The sequence below is a fragment of the Shewanella insulae genome (genome assembly GCF_009831655.1).
Classification (GTDB): Bacteria; Pseudomonadota; Gammaproteobacteria; order Enterobacterales; family Shewanellaceae; genus Shewanella; species Shewanella insulae.
In genome coordinates, this window is the sequence record NZ_WRPA01000009.1 from 101,351 (window position 1) to 123,849 (window position 22,499).

At 56.6% G+C, this 22,499-nt stretch carries 18 protein-coding genes; 1 reads left to right on the plus strand and 17 read right to left on the minus strand.

All coding sequences use genetic code 11. The features are described from left to right. Positions 1 to 54: 54 nt before the first annotated feature. The 8 genes from GNT65_RS11260 to pmbA all read right to left on the minus strand — a co-directional run bounded on the left by GNT65_RS11260 (position 55) and on the right by pmbA (position 8,181). Positions 55 to 1,428 carry an alanine/glycine:cation symporter family protein gene (locus GNT65_RS11260; RefSeq protein WP_160796254.1) on the minus strand — a complete coding sequence of 458 codons (1,374 nt, stop codon included), beginning with the start codon at positions 1,426 to 1,428 and terminating at the stop codon, positions 55 to 57. Between the two features lie 315 nt (positions 1,429 to 1,743). After that, positions 1,744 to 2,199 (minus strand): CopD family protein, encoded by a 456-nt coding sequence (locus GNT65_RS11265; protein ID WP_160796256.1) that lies wholly within the window; start codon positions 2,197 to 2,199, stop codon positions 1,744 to 1,746. Positions 2,200 to 2,560: 361 nt separating this feature from the next. Then, entirely contained in the window at positions 2,561 to 2,809 is a 249-nt protein-coding gene (locus GNT65_RS11270) for a PspC domain-containing protein (RefSeq protein WP_160796258.1), read from the minus strand. A 185-nt stretch (positions 2,810 to 2,994) separates the two neighbouring features. Next, complete coding sequence (gene arsJ, locus GNT65_RS11275) at positions 2,995 to 4,224, minus strand: organoarsenical effux MFS transporter ArsJ (RefSeq protein WP_219822468.1); 1,230 nt, start codon at positions 4,222 to 4,224, stop codon at positions 2,995 to 2,997. 3 nt (positions 4,225 to 4,227) lie between these two features. Beyond that, entirely contained in the window at positions 4,228 to 5,238 is a 1,011-nt protein-coding gene (locus GNT65_RS11280) for an ArsJ-associated glyceraldehyde-3-phosphate dehydrogenase (protein ID WP_160796262.1), read from the minus strand. Between the two features lie 35 nt (positions 5,239 to 5,273). Then, a complete protein-coding gene (gene arsB / locus GNT65_RS11285; RefSeq protein WP_160796264.1) occupies positions 5,274 to 6,308 on the minus strand; it encodes an ACR3 family arsenite efflux transporter in 1,035 nt (344 codons plus the stop codon). A 4-nt stretch (positions 6,309 to 6,312) separates the two neighbouring features. Beyond that, positions 6,313 to 6,663, minus strand: a complete 351-nt coding sequence (locus GNT65_RS11290; RefSeq protein ID WP_420853517.1) for a metalloregulator ArsR/SmtB family transcription factor — start codon at positions 6,661 to 6,663, stop codon at positions 6,313 to 6,315. Positions 6,664 to 6,840: 177 nt separating this feature from the next. After that, a complete protein-coding gene (gene pmbA, locus GNT65_RS11295; protein WP_160796268.1) occupies positions 6,841 to 8,181 on the minus strand; it encodes a metalloprotease PmbA in 1,341 nt (446 codons plus the stop codon). Between the two features lie 150 nt (positions 8,182 to 8,331). On the opposite strand from pmbA, the gene yjgA reads away from it, so the two are divergent. Beyond that, positions 8,332 to 8,871, plus strand: a complete 540-nt coding sequence (gene yjgA, locus GNT65_RS11300) for a ribosome biogenesis factor YjgA (protein ID WP_160796412.1) — start codon at positions 8,332 to 8,334, stop codon at positions 8,869 to 8,871. A gap of 59 nt (positions 8,872 to 8,930) precedes the next feature. On the opposite strand, the gene GNT65_RS11305 is transcribed toward yjgA, so the two are convergent. From GNT65_RS11305 to GNT65_RS11345, 9 genes are all read right to left on the minus strand, one after another. Further along, positions 8,931 to 10,061 (minus strand): ABC transporter permease, encoded by a 1,131-nt coding sequence (locus tag GNT65_RS11305; RefSeq protein ID WP_160796270.1) that lies wholly within the window; start codon positions 10,059 to 10,061, stop codon positions 8,931 to 8,933. Position 10,062: 1 nt separating this feature from the next. Beyond that, complete coding sequence (locus GNT65_RS11310) at positions 10,063 to 11,229, minus strand: ABC transporter permease (RefSeq protein ID WP_160796272.1); 1,167 nt, start codon at positions 11,227 to 11,229, stop codon at positions 10,063 to 10,065. Between the two features lie 12 nt (positions 11,230 to 11,241). After that, the gene (locus tag GNT65_RS11315) at positions 11,242 to 12,213 is read right to left on the minus strand and encodes an HlyD family secretion protein (RefSeq protein ID WP_160796274.1); all 972 of its coding nucleotides are present in this window, start codon (positions 12,211 to 12,213) and stop codon (positions 11,242 to 11,244) included. Further along, positions 12,203 to 13,606, minus strand: a complete 1,404-nt coding sequence (locus GNT65_RS11320) for a TolC family protein (RefSeq protein WP_160796276.1) — start codon at positions 13,604 to 13,606, stop codon at positions 12,203 to 12,205. The genes GNT65_RS11315 and GNT65_RS11320 overlap by 11 nt, the downstream gene beginning before the upstream one ends. 182 nt (positions 13,607 to 13,788) lie before the next feature. Then, a complete protein-coding gene (tldD, locus tag GNT65_RS11325) occupies positions 13,789 to 15,237 on the minus strand; it encodes a metalloprotease TldD (RefSeq protein ID WP_160796278.1) in 1,449 nt (482 codons plus the stop codon). Positions 15,238 to 15,275: 38 nt separating this feature from the next. Next, entirely contained in the window at positions 15,276 to 16,109 is an 834-nt protein-coding gene (locus tag GNT65_RS11330; RefSeq protein ID WP_160796280.1) for a carbon-nitrogen hydrolase family protein, read from the minus strand. Continuing rightward, a complete protein-coding gene (locus GNT65_RS11335; protein WP_160796282.1) occupies positions 16,033 to 20,334 on the minus strand; it encodes a YhdP family protein in 4,302 nt (1,433 codons plus the stop codon). The genes GNT65_RS11330 and GNT65_RS11335 overlap by 77 nt, the downstream gene beginning before the upstream one ends. Further along, complete coding sequence (rng, locus tag GNT65_RS11340; protein WP_160796284.1) at positions 20,334 to 21,836, minus strand: ribonuclease G; 1,503 nt, start codon at positions 21,834 to 21,836, stop codon at positions 20,334 to 20,336. Before rng ends, GNT65_RS11335 begins: the two co-directional genes overlap by 1 nt. An 81-nt stretch (positions 21,837 to 21,917) precedes the next feature. Then, positions 21,918 to 22,499: a Maf family protein gene (locus GNT65_RS11345; RefSeq protein ID WP_276508667.1), complete on the minus strand. Its 582-nt coding sequence runs from the start codon at positions 22,497 to 22,499 to the stop codon at positions 21,918 to 21,920.

Here is a 22,499-nt window from a genome sequence, read left to right on the forward strand (position 1 = left end):
TAAGTGGCACAAAAAAAGCGCCCGAGGGCGCTTTTTCATCTCATACCATGAGACTTAATTACTAGCTTCCGCTTCCTGCTGACGCTTCTTGATGAAGTACTCACGGGTCAACCCAAAGACCACAGGGCTAAGCAACGCCAGGGCGATCAGGTTAGGAATCGCCATCATGGCATTCAGGGTATCGGCCAGCAGCCAGATGAAATCGAGGGAGCTGACGGCCCCTAGCGGCACCACCACAACCCAGATGGCTCTAAAGGGTTTTACCGCACGCACACCAAACAGGTACTGCACGCACTTCTCACTATAGACGCTCCAACCCAGGATGGTGGTGAAGGCAAAGACAGAGAGGGCGATGGCCACGATATAGTTACCCATAGGCAGAGCATGAGAGAAGGCATAAGAGGTCAACGCCGCGCCGTTCTCACCCGAGGTCCATGCGCCAGAGACTACGATCGCCAGACCGGTAATGGTACACACCACCAGGGTATCGATGAAGGTGCCTAGCATGGCTACTAGGCCCTGAGCCACAGGGTTATTAGTCTGGGCCGCCGCGTGAGCAATGGGCGCACTACCCAGCCCGGCCTCGTTAGAGAAGACGCCGCGAGCCACACCGAAACGCACTGCCGCCCACACTGCCGCCCCGGCAAAACCGCCCTGTGCCGCCACAGGATTGAAGGCGCTGTGGACGATAAGGGCGATGGCATCGGGAATATCGGCGAAGTTGACCACGATCACCGACAGACCTGCCGCAATATAGAATACCGTCATCAGGGGCACCAGCTTACCCGCCACATCCGCGATACGCTTGATACCGCCCATCAGCACGGCGCCTACCAACACCATGAGCACCAAACCCGTCACCCAAGTGGGCACGCCGAAGTTACTGCTCAGGGCGTCGGCCACAGAATTGGCCTGTACCGTGTTGCCGATGCCGAAACCGGCGAAGGATCCAAACAGGGCGAAGGCTGTACCCAGCCAGGCCCATTTACTGCCCAGACCATTCTTGATGTAGTACATAGGGCCGCCGATATGGTTGCCGTTATCGTCTACTTCACGGTACTTCACCGCCAACACGGCCTCGGAGAACTTGGTCGCCATGCCGACTAAGGCAGTACACCACATCCAGAACAGGGCACCCGGGCCGCCAATAAAGATGGCAGTCGCCACCCCGGCGATGTTACCCGTACCTATAGTGGCTGACAGCGAGGTCATCAAGGCATTGAAAGGGCTGATCTCCCCCTTCATCTGCTTATCCTTGTCGGGAATACGTCCGGACCAGAGCAGCTTAAAGCCGGTGCCCAGCTTGAGGATCGGCATCAACCGCAAACCAACGGAAAGAAAGAGTCCTACGCCTAAGATCATCACGAGCATGGGAGTACCCCATACGAACCCGTTGATCGTACTGACAAATTCAGTAATAACTTCCATTCAAACCTCGTCGTTTTTATCGTTTTTTTGGTGATCTACGCCACGCTTTGTTGATTGCATCCCAGAGTACAACGAAAAGCGTTCAAAATGAAAGCAGCGATTGTTAACAAATTGAAACAAAGAGACTTGTTCAAGAAATGGGCAATGCCCTGGATGGCCTGTGAGATATGAAACATGGCAAGCGATTGAGATCAGGTAAGCCCACGCCAGTGTAATTGTCTAAGTTTATCAAATGGATTGAAACGGCCGAAATATAAGGGCTATCAGCTCGCCCCCCATCTGCAAGCACAAGCCTGATGAGCCCGTCGCACCGAATTAAGAGACCAGGTAGGCCAAGCCACCCAGCTTGAAGGAGACCCCCACCAATACAAACATGATTGAAAATAGCGTTACCGGAATAATATGAAGCGCCATATCGGTCAGGTTTGATGGTGAAAGCTTGGGGATAACTCTGAATCTGGCATCTAATGCCAAGAGGAAAGTTAAACCGAGTAAGGTTAATTTCGCCGCTATGCCGTGAGCCAAGGGAACCGACATATCAAACCACAGGCTAACATCTGGCAGTAGCCGATACGCTAACATCAAGCCGGTTATGATCTGAATAACCAAAGCTGGCATGCCGATCTTTTCGTAGACGGACTCAAACTCCAACAGGCGCTGAGGAGATTTCTCTTTAAGTACACGGGGCAGCACTACCACCGAAAGCACTATATGCCCACCCGTCCAGATGGTCGCCGCCAAAATATGTAACGTGAGTAATATACCGTACATCCCTAGATTATCTCCTGTGAGTACTTACGTCTCTCTCCATGGGTAGTGCTGACCGCAGAATCGATGGTTAGCCAGCTGCGGCGCTGTTTAATCTATCTCGCCAAGCGAAACCGACAAGCACACCGTGGGGCTCATCTACATGACCCATATATTACACGACTTAGATGCTGCATAATGCCCGTTGCGATCAATAATGAGACGCAAAAACACCTTAATTCTCTTGCACTCTTGTTGGATAGGCCGACGGCAGCTCCCACCTCAACCTCTCGCCCCTGAGACTAAGATTTTTAAACTAAGAAGGAAGTAGAACGGCTAAGTGGAGTAAGCCAGAATCAATACTGATAGGTGCTGTCGCCACCAGTCACCGGGCTTGGCTAGCCTTTCGCTGCAACTGACGCCGCATCGCCTGGGTTGTGGGGTATTTAGGCAACACTAACCAGCACACCAGATAGACGAGCATAGGTAGGAAGAAGAATAGGCTGCTAAGGACAAAAGCGACCCGCAGTCCGTTGACTCGCCAGCCGAAATAGTCGGCCAACCCAGCGCACACTCCGGCAACGACGCCTCTCTCGCCCCGGGTTAATATCTTGATTTTCTCTAAATCTGTCATACAAATCCCTATGAAATTCAGATTGATATTACTCAGCATATCCTGTTGCACCTAGAATCACTACACCAAAATTCTTTTGATTTTATTGCACAGTGAATCTAAATCCTGCCATATTAATTCTTCAACACTTCCCATTGTCGCTAGAATACTCCCCCCGCCCAAAGCAATCAGCCTTTATTTAAAGGCTAGCGCCTCGGCAGTCCCACACTAATCAGCGCCGTCAGCCCGAGCAGCGCCGTCGAGCTCCATAGGCAGGCGGCCAGCCCATAGGCCTGATACACCCAGCCCGAAAGGATCGTCCCCAGCAGGCGCCCCATGGCATTGGCCATGTAATAGAAACCCACATCCAGGGAAACACCATCGTCGCTGGCATAGCTGACAATCAGGTAACTGTGCAGGGAGGAGTTGACCGCAAACACGGCGCCAAACAGCATTAGGCCGAGCAGCAACACGCCGAGATTGAACTCGGGCGCCTGGGCGGCCAACTCACTATTCATCAAATAGGCGATCAGTGCGGGGATCAGGGTCAGCGCCCCGGCCCACCACATGGCGCTGCGCCCGTCGGGCACCTGACCGCTGGCCTTGCCCGTGACCCTGGGGGCCAGGCTCTGCACCGCGCCATAGCCGATGATCCACAGCGCCAGGAAGCCGCCTACCTGATAGTGGTCCCAGCCAAATTGGCTGGCGAGATAGACGGGCAGGGCCACCACAAACCAGACATCGCGAGCGGCAAACAGGCACATGCGCGCCGCCGAGAGTATGTTGATCGCCCGGCTCTTGGAAAACAGCTCGGTAAACTTAGGCTTGTTCTTGGCCTTGCCGAGATCTTGCTTGAGCTTGATGATGCTCACCAGCCAGACGATAGCCAGCAGGGCCGCCATCAGGCCGATCGCCCCCTTGAACCCCAGCATCGCCAGCAGGGCGCCGCCGAGGAAGAAGCCCGCCCCCTTGAGGGCATTTTTGGAGCCGGTCAGCACGGCGATATACTTGTACAGCCTGCCCTCTTCCCCCTTGGCCACCAGCATCTTCACGCTGCTCTTGGCGCTCATCTTATTGAGATCTTTAGCGATCCCCGATAGCGCCTGGGCCGCCATCACCCAGGGCACGACAAGCCAGCTGCTGGGCACCAAGAGCATGGCCAGCGCCACCACCTGCAGCCCGAGGCCGATATTCATGGTGCGATTAAGTCCGAGGCGCGCCCCCAGATAGCCGCCCACCAGATTGGTCACCACGCCGAAGATCTCGTAGAAGAGGAACAGCATGGCGATCGACAGCGGCGAGTAGCCAAGCTGATGAAAGTGCAGCACCACCAGCATGCGCAGCGCGCCATCTGTGAGGGTGAAGGCCCAGTAGTTGCCCGTCACCAGCAGATACTGGCGCATCTCGCTCGGCAGGGCGCGCAGGCTGGCAAGCATCATTTAGGCCTTATCCATGCGGCCGACCATGCGCGCCAACTCGGCGGTGCGGTTGGCATAGCCCCACTCGTTGTCGTACCAGACATAGAGCTTGAGCTGAGTGTCGTTGATCACCATGGTCGACAGGGCATCGACTATGCTGGAGCGGGGATCTGTCTTGTAGTCCACCGACACCAACGGGCGCTCCTCGTAGCCAAGAATATCTTTAAGCTCACCTTCGGCGGCCGCCTTAAACAGGGCGTTGACCTCCTGTTCAGTCACAGGGCGTTGCATCTCGAACACACAGTCTGTTATGGAAGCATTGGCCAGGGGCACACGCACCGCATGACCGTTTAACTTGCCCTTCAGCTCGGGGAAGATATGGGTGATGGCGGTGGCCGAGCCCGTAGTGGTCGGGATCAGCGACTGACCGCAGGCGCGGGCCCGGCGCAGATCCTTATGGGGCGCATCTAAGATGGTCTGGGTATTGGTGATGTCGTGAATGGTGGTCATGGAGCCATGCTTGATGCCTATCTGTTCATGCAACACCTTCACCACGGGGGCCAGACAGTTGGTGGTGCAAGAGGCCGCCGTGACGATAGGATGTTTATTCTTGTCATACAGCTGATGGTTAACCCCCATGACGATGTTGAGTACGCCCTCTTCCTTTACCGGCGCGGTCACCACCACGCGCTTCACTCCTTGATCCAGATAGGCCTGCAGCAGCACCTTAGACTTCATCACCCCTGAGGCTTCGATCACCAGATCGCAGCCAGACCAGTCCGTGTCGCCGATGGCGCGGTTAGCGCTAGTATTGATACGCTTGTCACCTATGACGATCTGATCGCCGTCTGCAACTGCCTCATGGGCCCAGCGGCCATGGATGGAATCGAAGGTCAGCAGGTGCGCCAGGGTGGCGGCGTCGCCCGCCGGGTCGTTGATCTGCACAAACTCGATATCGTCCCATTCCCAGGCGGCGCGCAGCGCCAGGCGTCCCATGCGGCCAAAGCCGTTAATTCCCACTTTGATTGTCATCTTATCGTCCTATTCGTTAGATTCGCGGTTGCCGCCTAGGTCTTGCCCAAGCCGCGCAGGTAATTGGTTTTGTCCCGATTGACGAAAGCCACCAGGGAAAGCATCACAGGCACCTCCACCAGCACCCCCACCACGGTCGCCAGGGCTGCCCCCGAGTGCAGACCAAACAGGGAGATGGCCACGGCCACCGCCAGTTCGAAGAAATTAGAGGTGGCTATCATGCAGGCGGGTGCCGCCACATCCTGCTCTAGCCTCATCCGCTTGGCCGCCAGATAGGCGATGAAGAAGATCCCGTAGGTCTGCAGCAGCAAGGGAATGGCGATCAGCAAGATGTTTTGCGGCTGAGCCAATATGGTGTTGGCCTGCAGACCAAACAGCAGCACAACAGTGGCCAGCAGGCCTAGGATAGACCAGGGCTTGAGGCGGGCAACAAAGGCCTCGACACCCGAGGCATGACCCTTTTTATTCAATGCCCTGCGCGTCGCTATGCCTGCCACCAGAGGCAGCACCACATAGAGCACTACAGAGATCAGCAGGGTCTGCCAGGGCACTTGAATATCGCTCACCCCAAGCAGGAAGGCGCAGATGGGGGCAAAGGCAAACACCATGATGATGTCATTCACCGACACCTGCACTAGTGTGTAGTTAGGATTGCCCCTGGTGAGCTGACTCCAGACAAACACCATGGCGGTACAGGGGGCGACGCCCAGTAAGATCATGCCGGCGATATACTCGCTGGCGGTCTGCGGATCGACCCAGGAGGCAAACAGCACACGGAAGAAGAGCCAGCCCAGCAGTGCCATGGTAAAGGGCTTGATCAGCCAGTTCACCACCAGGGTCAGCACCAGTCCCTTGGGACGCTTGCCCACATCCTTCACCGCCGAGAAGTCTATCTGCACCATCATGGGGTAGATCATCACCCAGATCAGCAGGGCGATCAGCAGATTGACGCTGGCGTACTCGAACGAGGCGATCAGGGCAAACTGGTCCGGCAGCAGATAACCCAGGGCGACGCCCGCCACTATGGCTAGCCCCACCCAGACACTCAGATAACGCTCAAATAATCCCATACCTCTATCCCTTACAGCAGACTTGCACCCGCTCCGGGCGCTGACCCATCTCGGCCAATCTGGCCTGGGCCTGACTCAACAGCTGAGGGTTGCCCGCCAGCGTCTTTTGGATCACCTCGCCCGCCCATTCGGGTAGCTCAGGATTGATACGGTAGAACACCCACTGTCCCTGGCGACGATCGCTCAGCAGCTCCGCCTTGCGTAGCTGCGCCAGATGGCGCGAGACCTTGGGCTGACTCTCGTCCAGCGCAGCCATCAACTCGCACACGCACAGCTCCCCCTCGGCCTGTATCAGCAACAGGCTCAGCAGACGGGTCTCATCGGAAAGGGCTTTAAAGATTGCAACGGCCATCAATGCTTCCTCAAACAAACATACGGAAAATCATATATATGATTTTCCATATATACAAGTCTTGATTGCCACATTTTGGCTCTGGCATAGCAATACTGTTTGGGGCACAAAAAAGCGAGCCATCGGGCTCGCTTTAAGGTCTCTAAAAAATATCAGGCAAAATGGACATTATTGCCTGAATTAGTTACCGGCAATCTTCATCTCATCGAGCAGAATGGCGCCGGTACGGATGGAGGAGCGCAAATCCCGCTCCTTGCCCACCGCCACTATGTTGCGGTACATATCCTTGAGGTTACCGGCTATGGTGATCTCTTCCACCGGATATTGGATCTCGCCATTCTCCACATAGAAACCGGCGGCGCCGCGAGAATAGTCACCGGTCACGCCATTAACCCCCTGGCCCATCACCTCGGTGACGATCAGGCCTGTGCCCATCTTCTTCACCAGCTCATCGAAGGTCTGTCCGGTATGGGACAGCGTCCAGTTATAGATGCCACCGGCATGACCCGTATTGGTCAGCCCTAACTTGCGCGCCGAATAACTGGTCAACAGATAGGTGGAGAGTATGCCGCTATCTATGATGTTGCGATCTATGGTCGCCACCCCTTCGCTGTCATAACAGGCGCTGGCTAGCGCCCCCTTGAGGTGCGGCTGCTCGGCGATGGTAAACCACTCTGGGAAGATCTGGGTATCTATGGCATCGAGCAAAAAGCTCGACTTGCGATACAGGCTGCTGCCGCTGATGGCACCCACCAGATGGCCCATGAGGCCGGTGGCCACATCGGGTGCGAACAAAATAGGCAGCTTAGTGGTGGCTATCTTACGCGCACCCAGACGACTCAATGTCTTCTTGGCTGCCTTCTGGCCCACAGCCTCTGGCGTCCACAGTTCGTCGAAGCGACGGGCCACAGTGTAGTCGTAGTCCCGCTGCATCTGGCCATCTTGCTCGCCGATCACCACACAGCTCAGGCTGTAGCGCGAACTGACATAGCCGTTGAGGAAGCCATGGCTGTTGCCATACACCTTGGCGCCCGTATGGGCGTTGGCGCTGGCACCGTCGGAGTTGACAATACGGGCATCGGCATCCAGGGCCGCAGTTTCGGCGCTGGCCGCCAGGGCTTCGAGCTCGGCGGGTGTGGTCTCATGGGGATAGTAGAGCTCGAGATCTTGGATCTGCTTGGCCATCAGCTCGGCATCGGCCAAGCCATTGAAAGGGTCTTCCGAGGTGAAGCGGGCGATATCGTCGGCGGCCTTCACGGCACGGCGAATCGCCTCAGGGCTCAGATCTGAGGTCGACGAGCTCCCCTTGCAACCGTCTCGAAACAGGGTGATCCCCAACGCACCATCTTTATTAAACTCAACGGTCTCAACCTCTTTCAAGCGCGTCGAGACTGAGAGTCCCTGCTGCTTGCTGATGGCCACTTCGGCCCCCGAGGTGCCCAACTTGGCGGCATATTCCAATGCCATAGACACGGCGTCTTTCAATGAATTCAATTCGGTTTCGATGCTTGGAGAAGGCACAGATCTACTCTATTTGTTGTCAATCGTGGCCGTAGCATAGCAAACCCGCCGGGCTTTCACATTAAATAACTGAGTCGTTTCGTAGGCGATATTGGCCGGGAATGTTATGATTAGGGGAGTTATAGCTTGAACCCCAGAGATTTTTTAATGATGAATATTGTTGGCGACTCAGAACACTTTAAACAGCCCTTCGATCATGACGATGATTACGTCAGTAGAGCCGATATAAAGCGCGAGATGGTCATTTACCAGGAGCTAGGTAAGAAACTGGTTGCCCTCAGCAAGAGTCAGCTAGAGAAGCTGGAGCTGGATGAGCTGCTGCACGACAACATCTTGAAGGCCAAGACGATCCGTATCAACAGCGAGGGTCATCGCCGCCAGATGCACTATGTGGGCAAGCTGATGCGCAATGTCGATATCGACGAGCTGCAGGCTAACCTGAAAAACGTGCTTAACCAGAACCGCAACGAGAGCTCGAAACAGAACGTCGCCGAGAAGCAGAAAGATCAACTATTAACCGGTGGTGATGAGGCGATTCAGGCCCTGCTCGAGCAGCATCCGAGTCTGGAACGTCAGAAGCTGCGTCAGCTGGTGAGGCAAGCCAACAAGGAGCTGACGAAGCAGCCAGAAAAGGCCTCTAAGTCTGCCGCCGAATTGGTGAAATACCTGCGCACCGAGATCACCGAATAATCGTTCCCGTATATATGCGCCACACCATAAAAAGCCCGCTCTAATTAGCGGGCTTTTTACTATCTATTCAGACGATACCTGACGCCAAGATAGGCGAGCAACAAATAAACCAGGGCGAGAGCCCACAGGTGCCACCAGAAGCCGACAACGCCGACCCAGCTGGCCCCCATCTGGTTTAACTGCAACATGCCTTGAATCGCTGGAACAGCCGGCACAGCCTGCGCCAACCAGATAAGCGCGGCAGGAATCAGCTCTAGCGGCCAGATAAAGCCCGAGACAAACAGGATCGGCATGGAGATCAGCAAGAGTACCTGAGTCGGTAAATCCCGCCTGGTAAACAAGCAACTAAAGGCCACCCCGGCGACTGCCGTACAAAGAATAAAGGGCACCAGAAACAACACCACCTGCGACAGTATTCCCTGAACGCTGACCCCGTACCAATAGTTACAAAAGCCGACATAGAAGCAGGTGAATAGGCTATAGATGATGCTGAAGACGCTCACCCGCGCGAAAATAAGCTGCATGGTAGATGCTCGCTGCCAGTAGCCCTCTCTCCCCCATTGACCCGCCCCCAGGATACCCGCTCCGATAAGCAGCGTCTGATGCAGCACCAACAGCAGGACACCGGGCACCACATAGGGGGTATAGCCCAGGCTGGGGTTGAAGGCGGGCACACTGTTGAGCTTAATCGGCTCAAGATCATGCTTCACCTGCTTGGCCGAACTGCCTCTGGCCAGCAGGCCATTAAACTGTACATACCTGCCGGCATCGATTCCTACCGACATCAGGCCTTCGACCACGGCAGAATAGATCAAGAAGTAGTTGGCATCGCCGCCATAGGCTAAGGTGACTCCTCTTTGGCGTATCAGATCGCGCCGAAAGCCTTCCGGAATCACCAAATAACCATGGGCCTTCCCCGAGGCGACCCAGGTCTCGGCCTGGCTAATATTGGCCAGCTCGCCGACCACGGCCAACTTAGGGCTGGCATCGGCATGCCTGATCAGTTGGCGGCTGAGACTGGAATGATCGCCATCGACGACCACTATCTGCTGCTTCGTCGGCACTTCATGCAGATAGGGGAGCGGATACAGCACCGAATAAAACAGTACGCCGCCAAACAGGGTGATGGCGATCGCCTTGTCGGTCACGATCGCTTTAAAATCTGCCCACATCAGAGACCAAAAATCCATACTAGGGCGCCTCAGTTGAAGGCTGGCCACCGGCCTGCGACATATTGGCCTGCTTCACCCTGCGAGCCAACAAGACTATCACAGGGATCAGGACTAAGAAGCCTGCGTAGCTGGTCACCTGCTGGGCAAAGACCGCAAAACCCTGTCCATAGCTGACCACACCGACATGGGTATCTATATAATGACTCGACGGCATGAGCACTCGCCACCACTGCGCCAACTGCGGCATCTCCTGAGTCGGAAAGGTGATCCCCATAAAGGGAAAGGCTGGCGCAAACAGTGCGGTACAGAAACTGATCACCCTGGCCGGATCTTGCAACAGGAAGAAGATAGTCAACACCAGTAGCCACACCGCCAACAGCATGACAATCTGCGCTAGCAATAGCTGTCCAAAGGTTCCCGCCAATGGCAGTCCCAAATATTGATATAACAGGGTTAAAATCAGGCGCCCCTGTAACACGATAAGCGGGGTATAGACCAATATCTTGGCCCACAATACCCGTCGCGTACCCAAGCTAAACCACTCTTGGAGGGTGTTTAGTCTTAACTCTCGATTAAGTGAGTTGGCAAACACCAACATCGCCAATAGCTGCCCCAAGGCAAGCAGTATCGGCGGCAATAAAAACACCACATAGTTACTGTTGGCGTTGTACAGAGCGCTTACCTGGGTCTTCACCAGATTCAGGTTAACTTCGGCCTGTGCCATTGGCACACCCGCCGCCAGCTGTTTCAGCAAGGCCTTGTGTCTGAGGCCGTCCGCCAGACTGAGCTGGATCTGACTCGACAATAATTTCCCCACCAGCAGATATTGGCTGTTGTAGCGTATGTCTATGGTCGGTTGATGCCCTGTCAGTAGATCGCGATTGAGCTGAAATGGCAACACCACCAGCGCATAGGTCTTCGCCCTTTCCATGGAGTCTTTGGCTTGGTTAATGTCTTGATAATGGATGGGGCTAATAACAGAGTTCGCTTGTAGCTGTCTCACCAACATGCGGCTAATCTGGCTCTGATCCTGATCGACAATGGCTACGGGTAATTGTCGTGGCAGTCCTGCACTAAAGAGCCACCACAAGCCGAATATCCCTACCAGGGGAATATAGCTTACCAAGGCGAGCTGCCAGGGGTCATGCCACAAGGCAATCAACTCGCGTTTAATAAGTTGCTTCATGGAAGCCAAGGCTTAAAGCACCAGCAGAGTTGTCATACCCACCCGCAAGTCGGCGATGGGCGCCACTGGCCTCAGCTCCATCTCGAAGGTGCGCATGTCGAAATCGTGGCCACTCTCGGTGGAGCGCCAAGTGGCGAAATGGCCCATGACGCTAATGTGGGTCACCTTGAAGGGATAACGCTCACCGAGCGCCGGAATATCCACCTCTAGGGTATCGCCCTGCTTAAAGCCCTTAAGCTGATCTTCTCGTACCTGAAACACGGCCCAGGCATCTTGCATGTCGATCACGCTCACCACAGGAAAGCCGCTAGGCGCCAGCTCGCCGGGCTGCAGCAACACCTCGCTGACCTCACCGGACTTGGGCGAGCGCATCTGGCTGTCGGCAAGAATCGCGCTGACCTCTTTTACCGCCCCCTCGGCCATGCGGGCATTGCCCTCGGCTGCCGCCTTGGTCTCTTCTCGGGCGCCCTCTTCGGCCATCTGATACATGGCATAAGCCGCCTGCTGGGTGTACTTGGCCGCCTGCCACTGGGTAAAGGCCTCGTCGCGTTTCTGACGGGCAAGCACTCCTTCGCTAAACAGGGCTTCCACCCGCTTGTAAGTAGTCTCGGCCAGGGTAGCCGCCGCCTTCGCCTTTAACCATTGCTCCTTTGATGCCGCCACCTGCTGCTTACGGGCGCCGTTATCCGCCTCCTGCTGCATCGCCTTGGCAGCATCTCGGCCCCCCTGGGCCTGCATCAGCTTAGCGTTGAGCTCAGGGCTGTCGATGGCAAACAGGAGATCGCCTTCGGCCACCTGATCGCCGCGGCGCACCATAACCTGCGCCACACGCCCTGGCACCTTAGAGGAGATGTTGTACTCTCTGGCCTCTATCTGTCCCTGCAATCGCTCGGCTTTGGGCGTATGGGCCAGTTTCAAGCCGTAGGCCAGGATGGCCACCAAGGCGATTAGGGCGACAATGGCTAGGATTCTGTTAGTGCGCATCAGCTCTCTCCTGGGCGGTGCGTGAACGACCGATAAATTCATCTAACTGGCCACTGATGGCCATCAATCTGGCGTAGGCCTGTACATAGCGGTACTGGGCCGCCAACTGCTGGGTCTGCACACCGCTCAGCTTGAGTTCGGCGTCCACCTTCTCGATAGAGGTCGATAGCCCCTGGCTGAAGGCGAGATCCCGCAGGCGTTTGTTTTCTCTGGCAAGCGACAGCGACAGGTCGAGGGACTCAGTCTCCTCCCTGGCCTGTTGTAGCTGACGATAGCTCTGATCCAGTAGCAGGCTGAGATCCTGCTGGGTCTGCGCCTTGGTGTAGCGGGCCTGCAACAGGGCGCTGCGGGCGGCCTCGACCTTACCGCTGCGACCATCGCGACTGATCAGCGGGATCTTCACCCCGACGCCGACCATCCAGTCGGGCTCCATCTTGGCCAGCAGGGTATCGTCTTCATACAATGTGTAGTTGCCGTAAAGAAAGACGGTGGGGTAATAACTGCCCTTCTCCACATCGATAAGGCCGTTGGCCTGGATCTCCTTGGCCTCCAACAGCTTGAGCGCCGGATGGCTAGTCAGGGTCAGCTGACTGAGCTGACCGAGAGAAGGCGGATTATCGAGGAGAAACAGCTTAGAGGCGGTATCGACGTCGCTCTGATGCAGCATGCGTGACAGGGCTATCTGACTCATCTCCAGCTGGCGCTTGGCACTGGCATAATCCACCCGGGCATTTTCCAGGGCCACCTGGGCGTTGAGGCGCTCAACCTTGGCGATCTGTCCCTGCTGCTCCAGTTTGACCGCATGCTCGGCATGCTCGGTGAGGGCATCCACCAGCTGACCTCGGGTCGCCATCAGGGCATGGCTCACCGCCACCCCATAGTATCTGTCCACCAGTTGGACAAAGAGATCCCGGGTAGACAACTGATGCTGCTGCTCCTTCTCGGCTACCTGAGCCTCATGGATCCCCTGGGCGGCGCTGATACGACCGCCGGTATAGATGGGCCACATGGCCTGCAGGCTGGAGCGGAAGATATCCTGCTCGGTAAAAGGAGTGACAAACAGCGACCCGGGAATGGCGCCCAGGGCGCCACCCAGCGCCGGCGGCAAGGTAGCGGGATCGAGACTGGCTAAGGGGTTAAGATCCCTCAGATCAAGCTCCAAGGGTTTCTCTAAGCGTGTGTAGCTACCATTAATCGATAGCGAAGGCAGGTTGAGGTCCTCCCCGGCAGCCTGCTCGGCCTGGGCCCGGTTAACCTCCTGCTGACTGGCCTGCAACTTGTCGCTGACCTGTAACAGCTGCTGCCAGGCATCGCCAAAGGCGAGCTCTTTCGCCTGGGCAGCATTCCCCGCCAGGGCTAACAGCGACAGCCAAATAATATGTGAATATCTCATCGACACCTCTAGAGCTAAAACTCTATTTCCTTGGCAAATGTTAACACCCTATGGGGGCGTTGAGAAGCAGGCCTTGTTGACAAGCTGCTTCACAAGCAGTCGGCAGCCTTTCCTAAGCTCTCTCCTGTTACCACCTGTCCCCGCCTCTAACGACTATGCCAGAGGCGCGAGTAACGACTGAATTAAGCCGTGCCCCCGACCGTCAGGCGATCGAGTTTCAGGCTAGGCTGGCCCACGCCCACGGGCACACTTTGACCATCTTTGCCACAGACACCGACGCCCTTATCGAGCGCCAGATCATTACCCACCATGGAGATCTGCCCCATGGCCTCGGGACCATTACCTATCAGGGTCGCGCCCTTGATCGCCTGGGTGATCTCGCCCTTCTCGATGAGGTATGCCTCAGATGCCGAGAACACAAACTTGCCCGAGGTGATATCGACCTGACCGCCACCGAAGTTAGGCGCATAGATCCCCTTGTCCACCGACTTGATGATATCGGCCGGCGAGCTGTCGCCGGCTTCCATATAGGTGTTGGTCATGCGCGGCATCGGCAGATGAGCATAAGACTCGCGGCGACCGTTACCGGTTGAGGCCTGGCCCATCAGACGCCCATTGAGCTTGTCTTGCATATAGCCCTTGAGGATGCCGTCCTGAATAAGCACTGTCTTCTGGGTCGGTACACCCTCATCGTCTATGCTGAGCGAGCCGCGGCGATTTTCCAGAGTGCCATCGTCCACCACAGTCACCAGGCTAGAGGCCACCTGCTGGCCCACCAGGCCGCTAAAGGCGCTGCTGCCCTTACGGTTAAAGTCGCCTTCCAGGCCATGGCCCACGGCCTCATGCAGCAGGACACCGGGCCAACCCGCGCCCAGTACCACGGGCATCTCACCGGCCGGTGCATCTATGGCAGTTAGATTGACCGATGCCTGACGCACGGCTTCGCGGGCAAAGGCGAAACAGCTAGGCAGACCATCTTCGCCCGGCTCGAAGAACACTTGATAGTCATGGCGTCCACCGCCACCGCTGGCACCGCGTTCACGCTTGCCGTCCTGTTCCAGCACCACGCTACAGTTGAAACGTACCAGGGGGCGAATATCCGCCGCCAGGGTGCCGTCGCTGGCCGCGACTAAGATCTCTTCGTGCACGCCAGACAGGCTGATCACCACCTGTATGATGCGCGCATCCAGGCTACGCACATAGGCGTCGGCCTGCTTGAGCAATTCTATCTTCTTCACCTCTTCCATGGCGGCGATAGGATCGGCGCTTTGATACAGAGGCGCTACCTTCTGTTGTTTCCAGGCCTGAACACGACCGCTATTGCCCGCCGCCGAGATGCCGCGAGCCGCCTCGACCGCCGCACTCAATGCTACGGGATTGATCTCGTCGGCATAGGCGAAACCTGTCTTCTCGCCACTGATGGCACGCACGCCCACACCGCGCTCGATATGGAAGCTACCTTCCTTGACTATGCCATCTTCTAACACCCAAGACTCGTGGCGACTGCCCTGAAAATAGAGATCGGAAAAGTCCACCTGATGCTGATGAATGCTATTGATATAGCCTTGCAACTGATCTAGCGACAATCCGTCTTGCAAGAGGCTCTGTTCTACTTGGGTTAAAAATGGCATTAATTTTCTCTCTATGGCGCCTGCATGAAGACGCGATTTTATAGTCTCTTTAATTTGGGTAGCTCGAAACGATTGTGCTCGACCACAGGGATGTTGCGACGTATCCCTTCAATGGCCTTAAGGTTTATTTCTGCCGACAACCAGCCACAGCCTTCGGGCTTGATCGCCTTCACCTCTCCCCAGGGGTCGATGATGCAGGAGTGTCCCCAGGTCTCACGCTTGCCCTGGTTGTGCTCGCCCCACTGGGCCGCCGCCAACACGAAACACTGGGTCTCTATCGCCCTGGCCTGTAGCAGAGGTAGCCAGTGAGCCCGCCCCGTTACCCGGGTAAAGGCCGCGGGCAAGGCGATGATCTCCGCTCCCTGCAAGCGCATGGCGCGAAACAGATCGGCAAACCTAAGGTCATAGCATATCGCCATCCCGACCTTACCGAAAGGCGTATCGACAACGGTTACCGCCTCACCGGGGCAAAAGGTATCGCTCTCCCGGTAAGACTTAGTACCATCGTCCACATCCACATCGAACAAATGCAGCTTATCGTAATGGCCTAGGGTCTCACCCTTGTCGTTAAACAGATAGCTGCGGCTAAACACCCGTCCCTCATCGGCCAGGATAGGGATGGTGCCCGCCACCAGATAGATACCATATTGTTTCGCCAGTCCGGCCAGTTCCCGCTTGAGGTCGCTACTTGCATCGTCTCCGGCATAGGCCAGCTGTTGGCGCTCGTGACCACCAAATAGCAGGCAACACTCGGGCAGCACCACCAGATGGGGGCGCTCGCCACCCGCTAGGGCATCAAGCTGCTCGCGAATAAAGCCGAGGTTCTCCTCGACGTCGCGACCACTCTGACATTGTAATAGGCTGATCTGCATCGCTTGACTCCATGTTCACAGGCTTTTCCTGTGATTCTTGCTGTGGCGGCGTCTCAATTTTTTGTTCCGCTGGCGCCTGCTGCCCGGTGGGCGTCTCCTTAAACTCAGGCATGGCGACGACCGCCGGCTTAGGGATCTCTACGCCAGATGACGTCACCTCTTCATTCGCCGAGACGCCCTCAGGCTGAGTCGCTGATACTGGCTGCTGCAACGGTTCCTGTTCTTGCTGCTGTTGCTGCTGTTGCGCTGGCTGTTCGCCTTCAGGCTTAGCTTCTGTGCCAGGGACTTGATCTGATTTACGCGGCAACACAGATTCGGGGATCTCTATCTCCTTGCTCTTACGTTCCAGCTCCTCCAGCTTAGGCTCTGACATGGTGCCCGTCAGCCTGAAGCGGATCTCAGATATCACCTCGATCACCGGCTCCAACACCTTGGTCAGGGCGAAGGCGCCCAGGCCCAGGGTCCAACCGCCGGTGCTGAGCAGCACCACTGTAGGTACGCTGGAGGCCAGTTGCGGCACGAAACGTATGTCGTAGTTGAGGCTCTCGGTAGTGAGGTCGGTATAGCCTCGCACCCTCATGTTGCCCGCAACCGCATCCATCTCAGAGTCCGTGGTCTTCACCACGCCGTTATCCAGCTTAAGGGTACCGGTAAAGGAGTTAAAATAGAGTCCCTTGCCGAAGACGTCGGAGAAATCCAGTGAAAGCTTACGCAGCAAGGAATCCAGGCTAAAGAGAGAGAAGATACGCGCGCCCTTGTCACTCACCTCAGACAGGTGGCCCTTGCCCAACTTGTAACTGATCTGGCCATTGAGGGTCTCCAGCGAGAAACCATAGGGCGCCCCCTGCCAGGACAGCTCGGCCTGCAGATCCAGCGGCGCCTCCTTGAGGCCTGGGTCTATACCCAGACGCTCTGAGACCTCATCGAACTGTTTGGCCTTGAGATCCACCTGAAACTCGGTCAGGTTCTGCCCCTCACTGTTGGACCAGGCGCCCTTACCCTTGAGGGTGATCCCCGGGGTGGTGATGGCGATGGTCTGAATCTGATAGTCGCCATTCTTGGGCGTCGCCTGCAACACCAGATGGCCCAGGGGCTTGCCGTAGAAGCTGAACTGATCCACATCCACCGCCAGCGGCGGCAGTATGCCGAGCACCTCGTCGCTGGCAACCTCTGACTCTTCGCCCTCCTTGCTCTCGGGCGCAAAGTTAAATCGGCTCGCCACCAGCTTTAAGCCCTGGGTCGACCAGTCGGGATAGAAGTCCACCCGACCACTAAACTCGTTGGCGTTGCCCTCGAAGCGCCAGCCATGCTCCGTCGGATGAGCGTCCAGACTCAACTCGGTCAGCGGCTGACCATAGAGATCTAGCTGGCGTACCTGACCATCGACCGCGATGAGTGGCGGGAAGAAGCTGCTCTTCTCCGGCTCGGATTCTCCTTGAATCAGCGGGGCCTCGGGTGTCTGTTCGGCCAGGGCCTGCCGCATAGCGGCATCTAATGAGGATTCCAGTGCGGCATCTCCCATGAATCCCTTGATGATGGGTAGCCAGGGAGCAAATTCTGTGGCGGGCATATCCAGCTGCAGATGGCCGGCCTGACGCTTAAGTTGATCGCCAGGCTTAAACAGGCGCCCCAGCAACAGATCGAAATGCGCCAGATGATCGCCCGACTCCTCATCGAAGCCACCCCAGAACTCCATCTGATCCCCAAGCTTAGCCCCTAATGAGGACTGCTTATTGTCACCGATCAGCTCGAAGGAGAGGGCTCGCCGGCTGTCCGCCATCTTGGCAAACTTACCCGGTAGGCTGAGCTCGACGCCCTGCATGTCACTCTTCACCTGGGCCTGGATACGGTAGCCCAGCTCATCGAAGATCAGCGTCATGGCCCCCTGCCAATCCAGTTCGCCGCTGTAGTAATCCTTGAGAGGGTTATCCAGTGTCGCAGGCAGTGAGGTCAATGCCCACTGTCCCTGCATATCCAGATTCAGACCATAATGCTGGTTAACCTTACCTGTGTCGAAGGTGAATCTCACGGGTTGCTCGAACAGACGCGCCGCTATCTTCTCGCCGGTGACCACCTCGTTGGCAAAGTAGACCTCACCTGTCACGCCGTCTAGCTGCACCCCAGGTTGGCTAATGTAGACAGGGGTATCGTCGAACTTCACCTGGCCCAGAATCTGCTCCTTCCCCCCTTGATACAGAGGAATGCTGAGATCCAGCCTGCCCGACACCTCACCCTGTACCTGCACCACCTCCAGGGTGGCCCCAACGGTATCGGCTAGAGGCGAGCGTAACAGCACCTGCTTGGCGGCCTCGCCCTGAGTGCGAAGATCCGCCTTCACCGTCAGCAGGGTCTGTTGACTCATGCGCGGGATGGCCACATGGGCGCCGTCGGCGGGAACATCCATTAACATCCCCTTATTCACCCAGATATCCATAGCCGCATTCTCAAACAGGGCATTTAGACTCAGATCGGTCACCTCGGGCCAATCGGGCTGGAACCTGTAGCGGGCCTGATTCAATGAGAAGCCAGCCTGGAATACGCCGCTATTGTCATCATAGGGGAAATGCTTCAGGGGGCCATTCCACACCACCTTGGCGTCCTGGCTCTGCCCCGCCTTGATGGCGCCGCTGAGATAATCGACCAGGGATTCGGACATGGCGTGTTTGGGAAAATAGTACTTGGCCCTGGCGGCGTTTTTCACCTGCACATCGGCCAGCAGGTTGAGACTGGCCTCATCTGCAAAGTCAAGTTTCATTGCCGCATCGAGGTCTAGATCCCCATTATAGAAATGCAGCTTAGGGGCGATCAGCGCCGCCTCGTCCAAGGCATATTTTAGGGTAAAAGCCTCGCCCTCTAGCGACAATGGCGCCTCGAAGCCGCCGTTAAAATCCAATTGATAATGCTGCTCGGGTGCAGACAGATAGAGATCGCTACCCTGCATGCCTAGCCGCAGGTCGATCGCCTCTGCTCTTGGGATCTGGCCGCTGCCTTGCCAGGCAAACTGTTTTAGCTGCGCCGACATGGCAAAACCCTGCCGCTCTCCATAACCCAGCTTGAGCCCCTCTATGGTCCCCTTGGGCGCCATCGACTGCCACAGGTAGAGGCCCTCGAGATCCATGCCGGGAACCAGCGGCAACAGAGGCAGCAAGACATCGGCATCGAGTTGATTAATGTTAGCCACTAGCCGATCGTCACGCTTGAGTGCACCGACATGCAGCGCCGGCCAAGCCTGCTCATTAGTGACGAAGGCCAGATCTGAGCTGGTCAACTGCCAACCCGAGATCTGAGGCTGCCAGTTAAGCTGCCCACCCTGGATCTCAAATTTTTGCTGCTCCCCCTTGAGCTGCCACTGCAGCCAGCTTGGCTCGAAGGCGACCGTCGCGGCGGTAAAGGCTCGGTTGGAGAACTCTGCCCAGGCCTGCAGGTTCACCACCCCCTCTAGTGGCAGCTTCTTGCCCGAGGCGTAAGGGTTTTCCTGACGAGAGGCCCATTTACCCAGGTCCAGTGAGTTGGCCGCCAGATAGAGCTGACCGGTTAAGGACTCAGGGCTATGGCCATCGCCACGAATATCGACAGAGAGGGAGAGACGCTCGACCTCTGAGGCCAGCTCGTCGAGGAACAACGCCCCCTCGGCCCTGTGGCGATCCCCTAGGTTGCGCCAGCGCAGATCCTTGATATGGATGGGCCTGAACTTGTGGGAGCGGCTGATCAGCTGCATGGTCACATCTGTGATGGCGAACCGATCGAACTGCTCCAGCATCAGGGCGTAGAGCCAATCGGTGTTCTGTTCTACCACAGGGGTATCGCTACTTGGCTCACCGTTACCGCTCGAGCCGATGCGGTCCAGATCCAGCGCTATCTTGACGCCCTCGAAGATCACATTTTCTATCTGAGGTGAAGCCGAGACCAGGCTGTCCCAGAAATCCAGCTTGAGGTGGACACTGTCTATGATGAAGGTAACCGGCAGGTTCTCCTGCACGGGCAAGACCAGATTCTTGATGGTTACTGCCGGGCCGAAGGCCTGCCACTCGGCGGTAAGCTCTGACACCTCAACCTTCACCTGATATTGCTGGTAGACATAACTCACCAGCTCTTGACGAACTTGATCCAGCTTAGGCAACAGGCCTCTGAACAGGCTGACGCTCAAGGCAAAGAGCACCACTATGATGGCGATCATCTGCCAGCATAGGCGACCAAAGGTGCGAGGACAAAATGGGCGAGACACTACATTATCACCACATCGAATTTGTTTTGCGCATACATGGGCTCGTTCTGCAGACGTACATGCTTGCCTATGTAGGCCCCGAGTTCAGCCACCAGATGACTCTCCTCGCCGGTAAGGCTGTTATAGACCGCCGGGGCGCAGTAGACCAGAAATTCGTCGGCATCATAGCCACGATTGAGACGGATGATCTCGCGGAAGATCTCGTAAGAAACCGTCTCGACTGTCTTCAGGCTCCCCGTGCCGTAACAGGCCGGACACTCACCGCACAGCACATGCTCCAGGCTCTCGCGGGTACGCTTACGGGTCATCTCCACCAGGCCAAGCCCAGAGAAGCCGCTGACGTTGGTCTTCACCCTGTCAGTGGCCAATGCCGCCTCCAGGGTGCTGAGCACACGCTTCTTATGGTCTTCATTCAGCATGTCGATGAAATCTATGATGATAATCCCCCCCAGATTACGCAGGCGCAATTGGCGAGCGATGGCGTGGGTCGCCTCCAGGTTGGTGTTGAATATGGTCTCTTCCAGGTTACGATGGCCGACGAAGGCGCCTGTGTTGATATCGACCGTAGTCATGGCCTCGGTCTGATCTATGATCAGGTAGCCACCAGATTTGAGCTCCACCTTGCGCCCCAGGGCGCGCTGCACCTCGTTCTCTACATCATAGAGATCGAAGATGGGCACCCGGCCGGAGTAGTGTTCTATCTTGTCGGCGATCTCGGGCATAAATTCCTGAGTAAACTGCAGCAGCTCCTCGTAGGTCTGGCCGGAATCCACCTGGATCTGATCCAGCTCGGTACCGACAAAGTCGCGTACGATACGCACAGGCAAGGCGAGATCTTGATAGAGCAGGGAGACACCCGGGCGCTTGCGACGCTCGCACACCTTGGCCCAGACCCGACGCAGGAAGGCCGCATCCTGGATCAGCTCCTGCTCGCCGGCATTCTCGGCGGCGGTGCGAATGATGAAGCCGCCATCTTCGTCGACGAAGGGCTCGGTCAGCCCCTTGAGACGGGCACGCACCTCTTCGGACTCGATCCGCTGTGATACCCCCACATGGCTGGAGCCCGGCATGAATACCAGGTAGCGTGAGGGTAAGGTGATGTCTGTGGTGAGCCGTGCGCCCTTGGTGCCCAGGGGATCTTTCACCACCTGCACCATGATGTCCTGACCCTGACGCACCAGCTCGGCGATATCTCGTACGACGAAGTTGCCCTTCTCGACATCGGCCACACACTCGGTATGGGGTACGATATCTGAGGCATGGAGGAAGGCGGCCTTATCCAGGCCGATATCGACAAAGGCGGCCTGCATGCCTGGCAGCACCCGGCTAACCTTGCCCTTATAGATGTTGCCCACCAGGCCACGCTTCATGCGGCGCTCGATATGCACCTCTTGCAAGATGCCATATTCCACCAGCGCCACCCGCGCCTCGGTAGGCGTCACATTGATCAATAACTCAGAACCAATCTTTTTCTGTACTCTGTTTTTGACTATGTGACTCATGATTACTCACTTAATATGATTGAAGCATTAACGACCCAAAGACGAGCGCTAATCTTGGAAAAGCCAATCCCTAACCCGAAATTATAAAACCTGCATCTCGCTCAGTAGCGCTCTCGTCTCAACCAGCGGCAGACCCACCACCGCCGAATAGCTGCCATCTATGGCCTCGACGAAGCAGCCGCCCAGGCCCTGAATGCCATAGGCGCCGGCCTTGTCCATAGGTTCGCCGGTGCCAATATAGGCTAAGATATCTTGTTCAGTTAGGCCGCAAAATTGCACTTTAGTTTCAACTAATCGAGACAGGGTTCGCTCGCCGTCGGTGACTGCCACCGCCGTCATCACGCTATGACGCTTACCTGAAAGCGCACTAAGCATCCGCCTGGCGTCCAGCTCATCCTTAGGCTTACCTAAGATTTCGCCGTCCAATACAACTATAGTATCTGAGCCCAACACCACGGCATCCGCCTGTCCCCAGAGCGTCAGTCCTGCGCAAGCCTTCTCAATTGCCAGGCGCACCACAAATTCTTCTGCGCTCTCCCCCGTCCTATGACTCTCGTCGATATCGGCGGCTAGCGCCTCGAAACCAAAGCCGGGTTGACCCAGGCCGACCTGCGCCAGCAGCTCGCGACGACGGGGAGAGGAAGAGGCTAATACCAGTTGCAT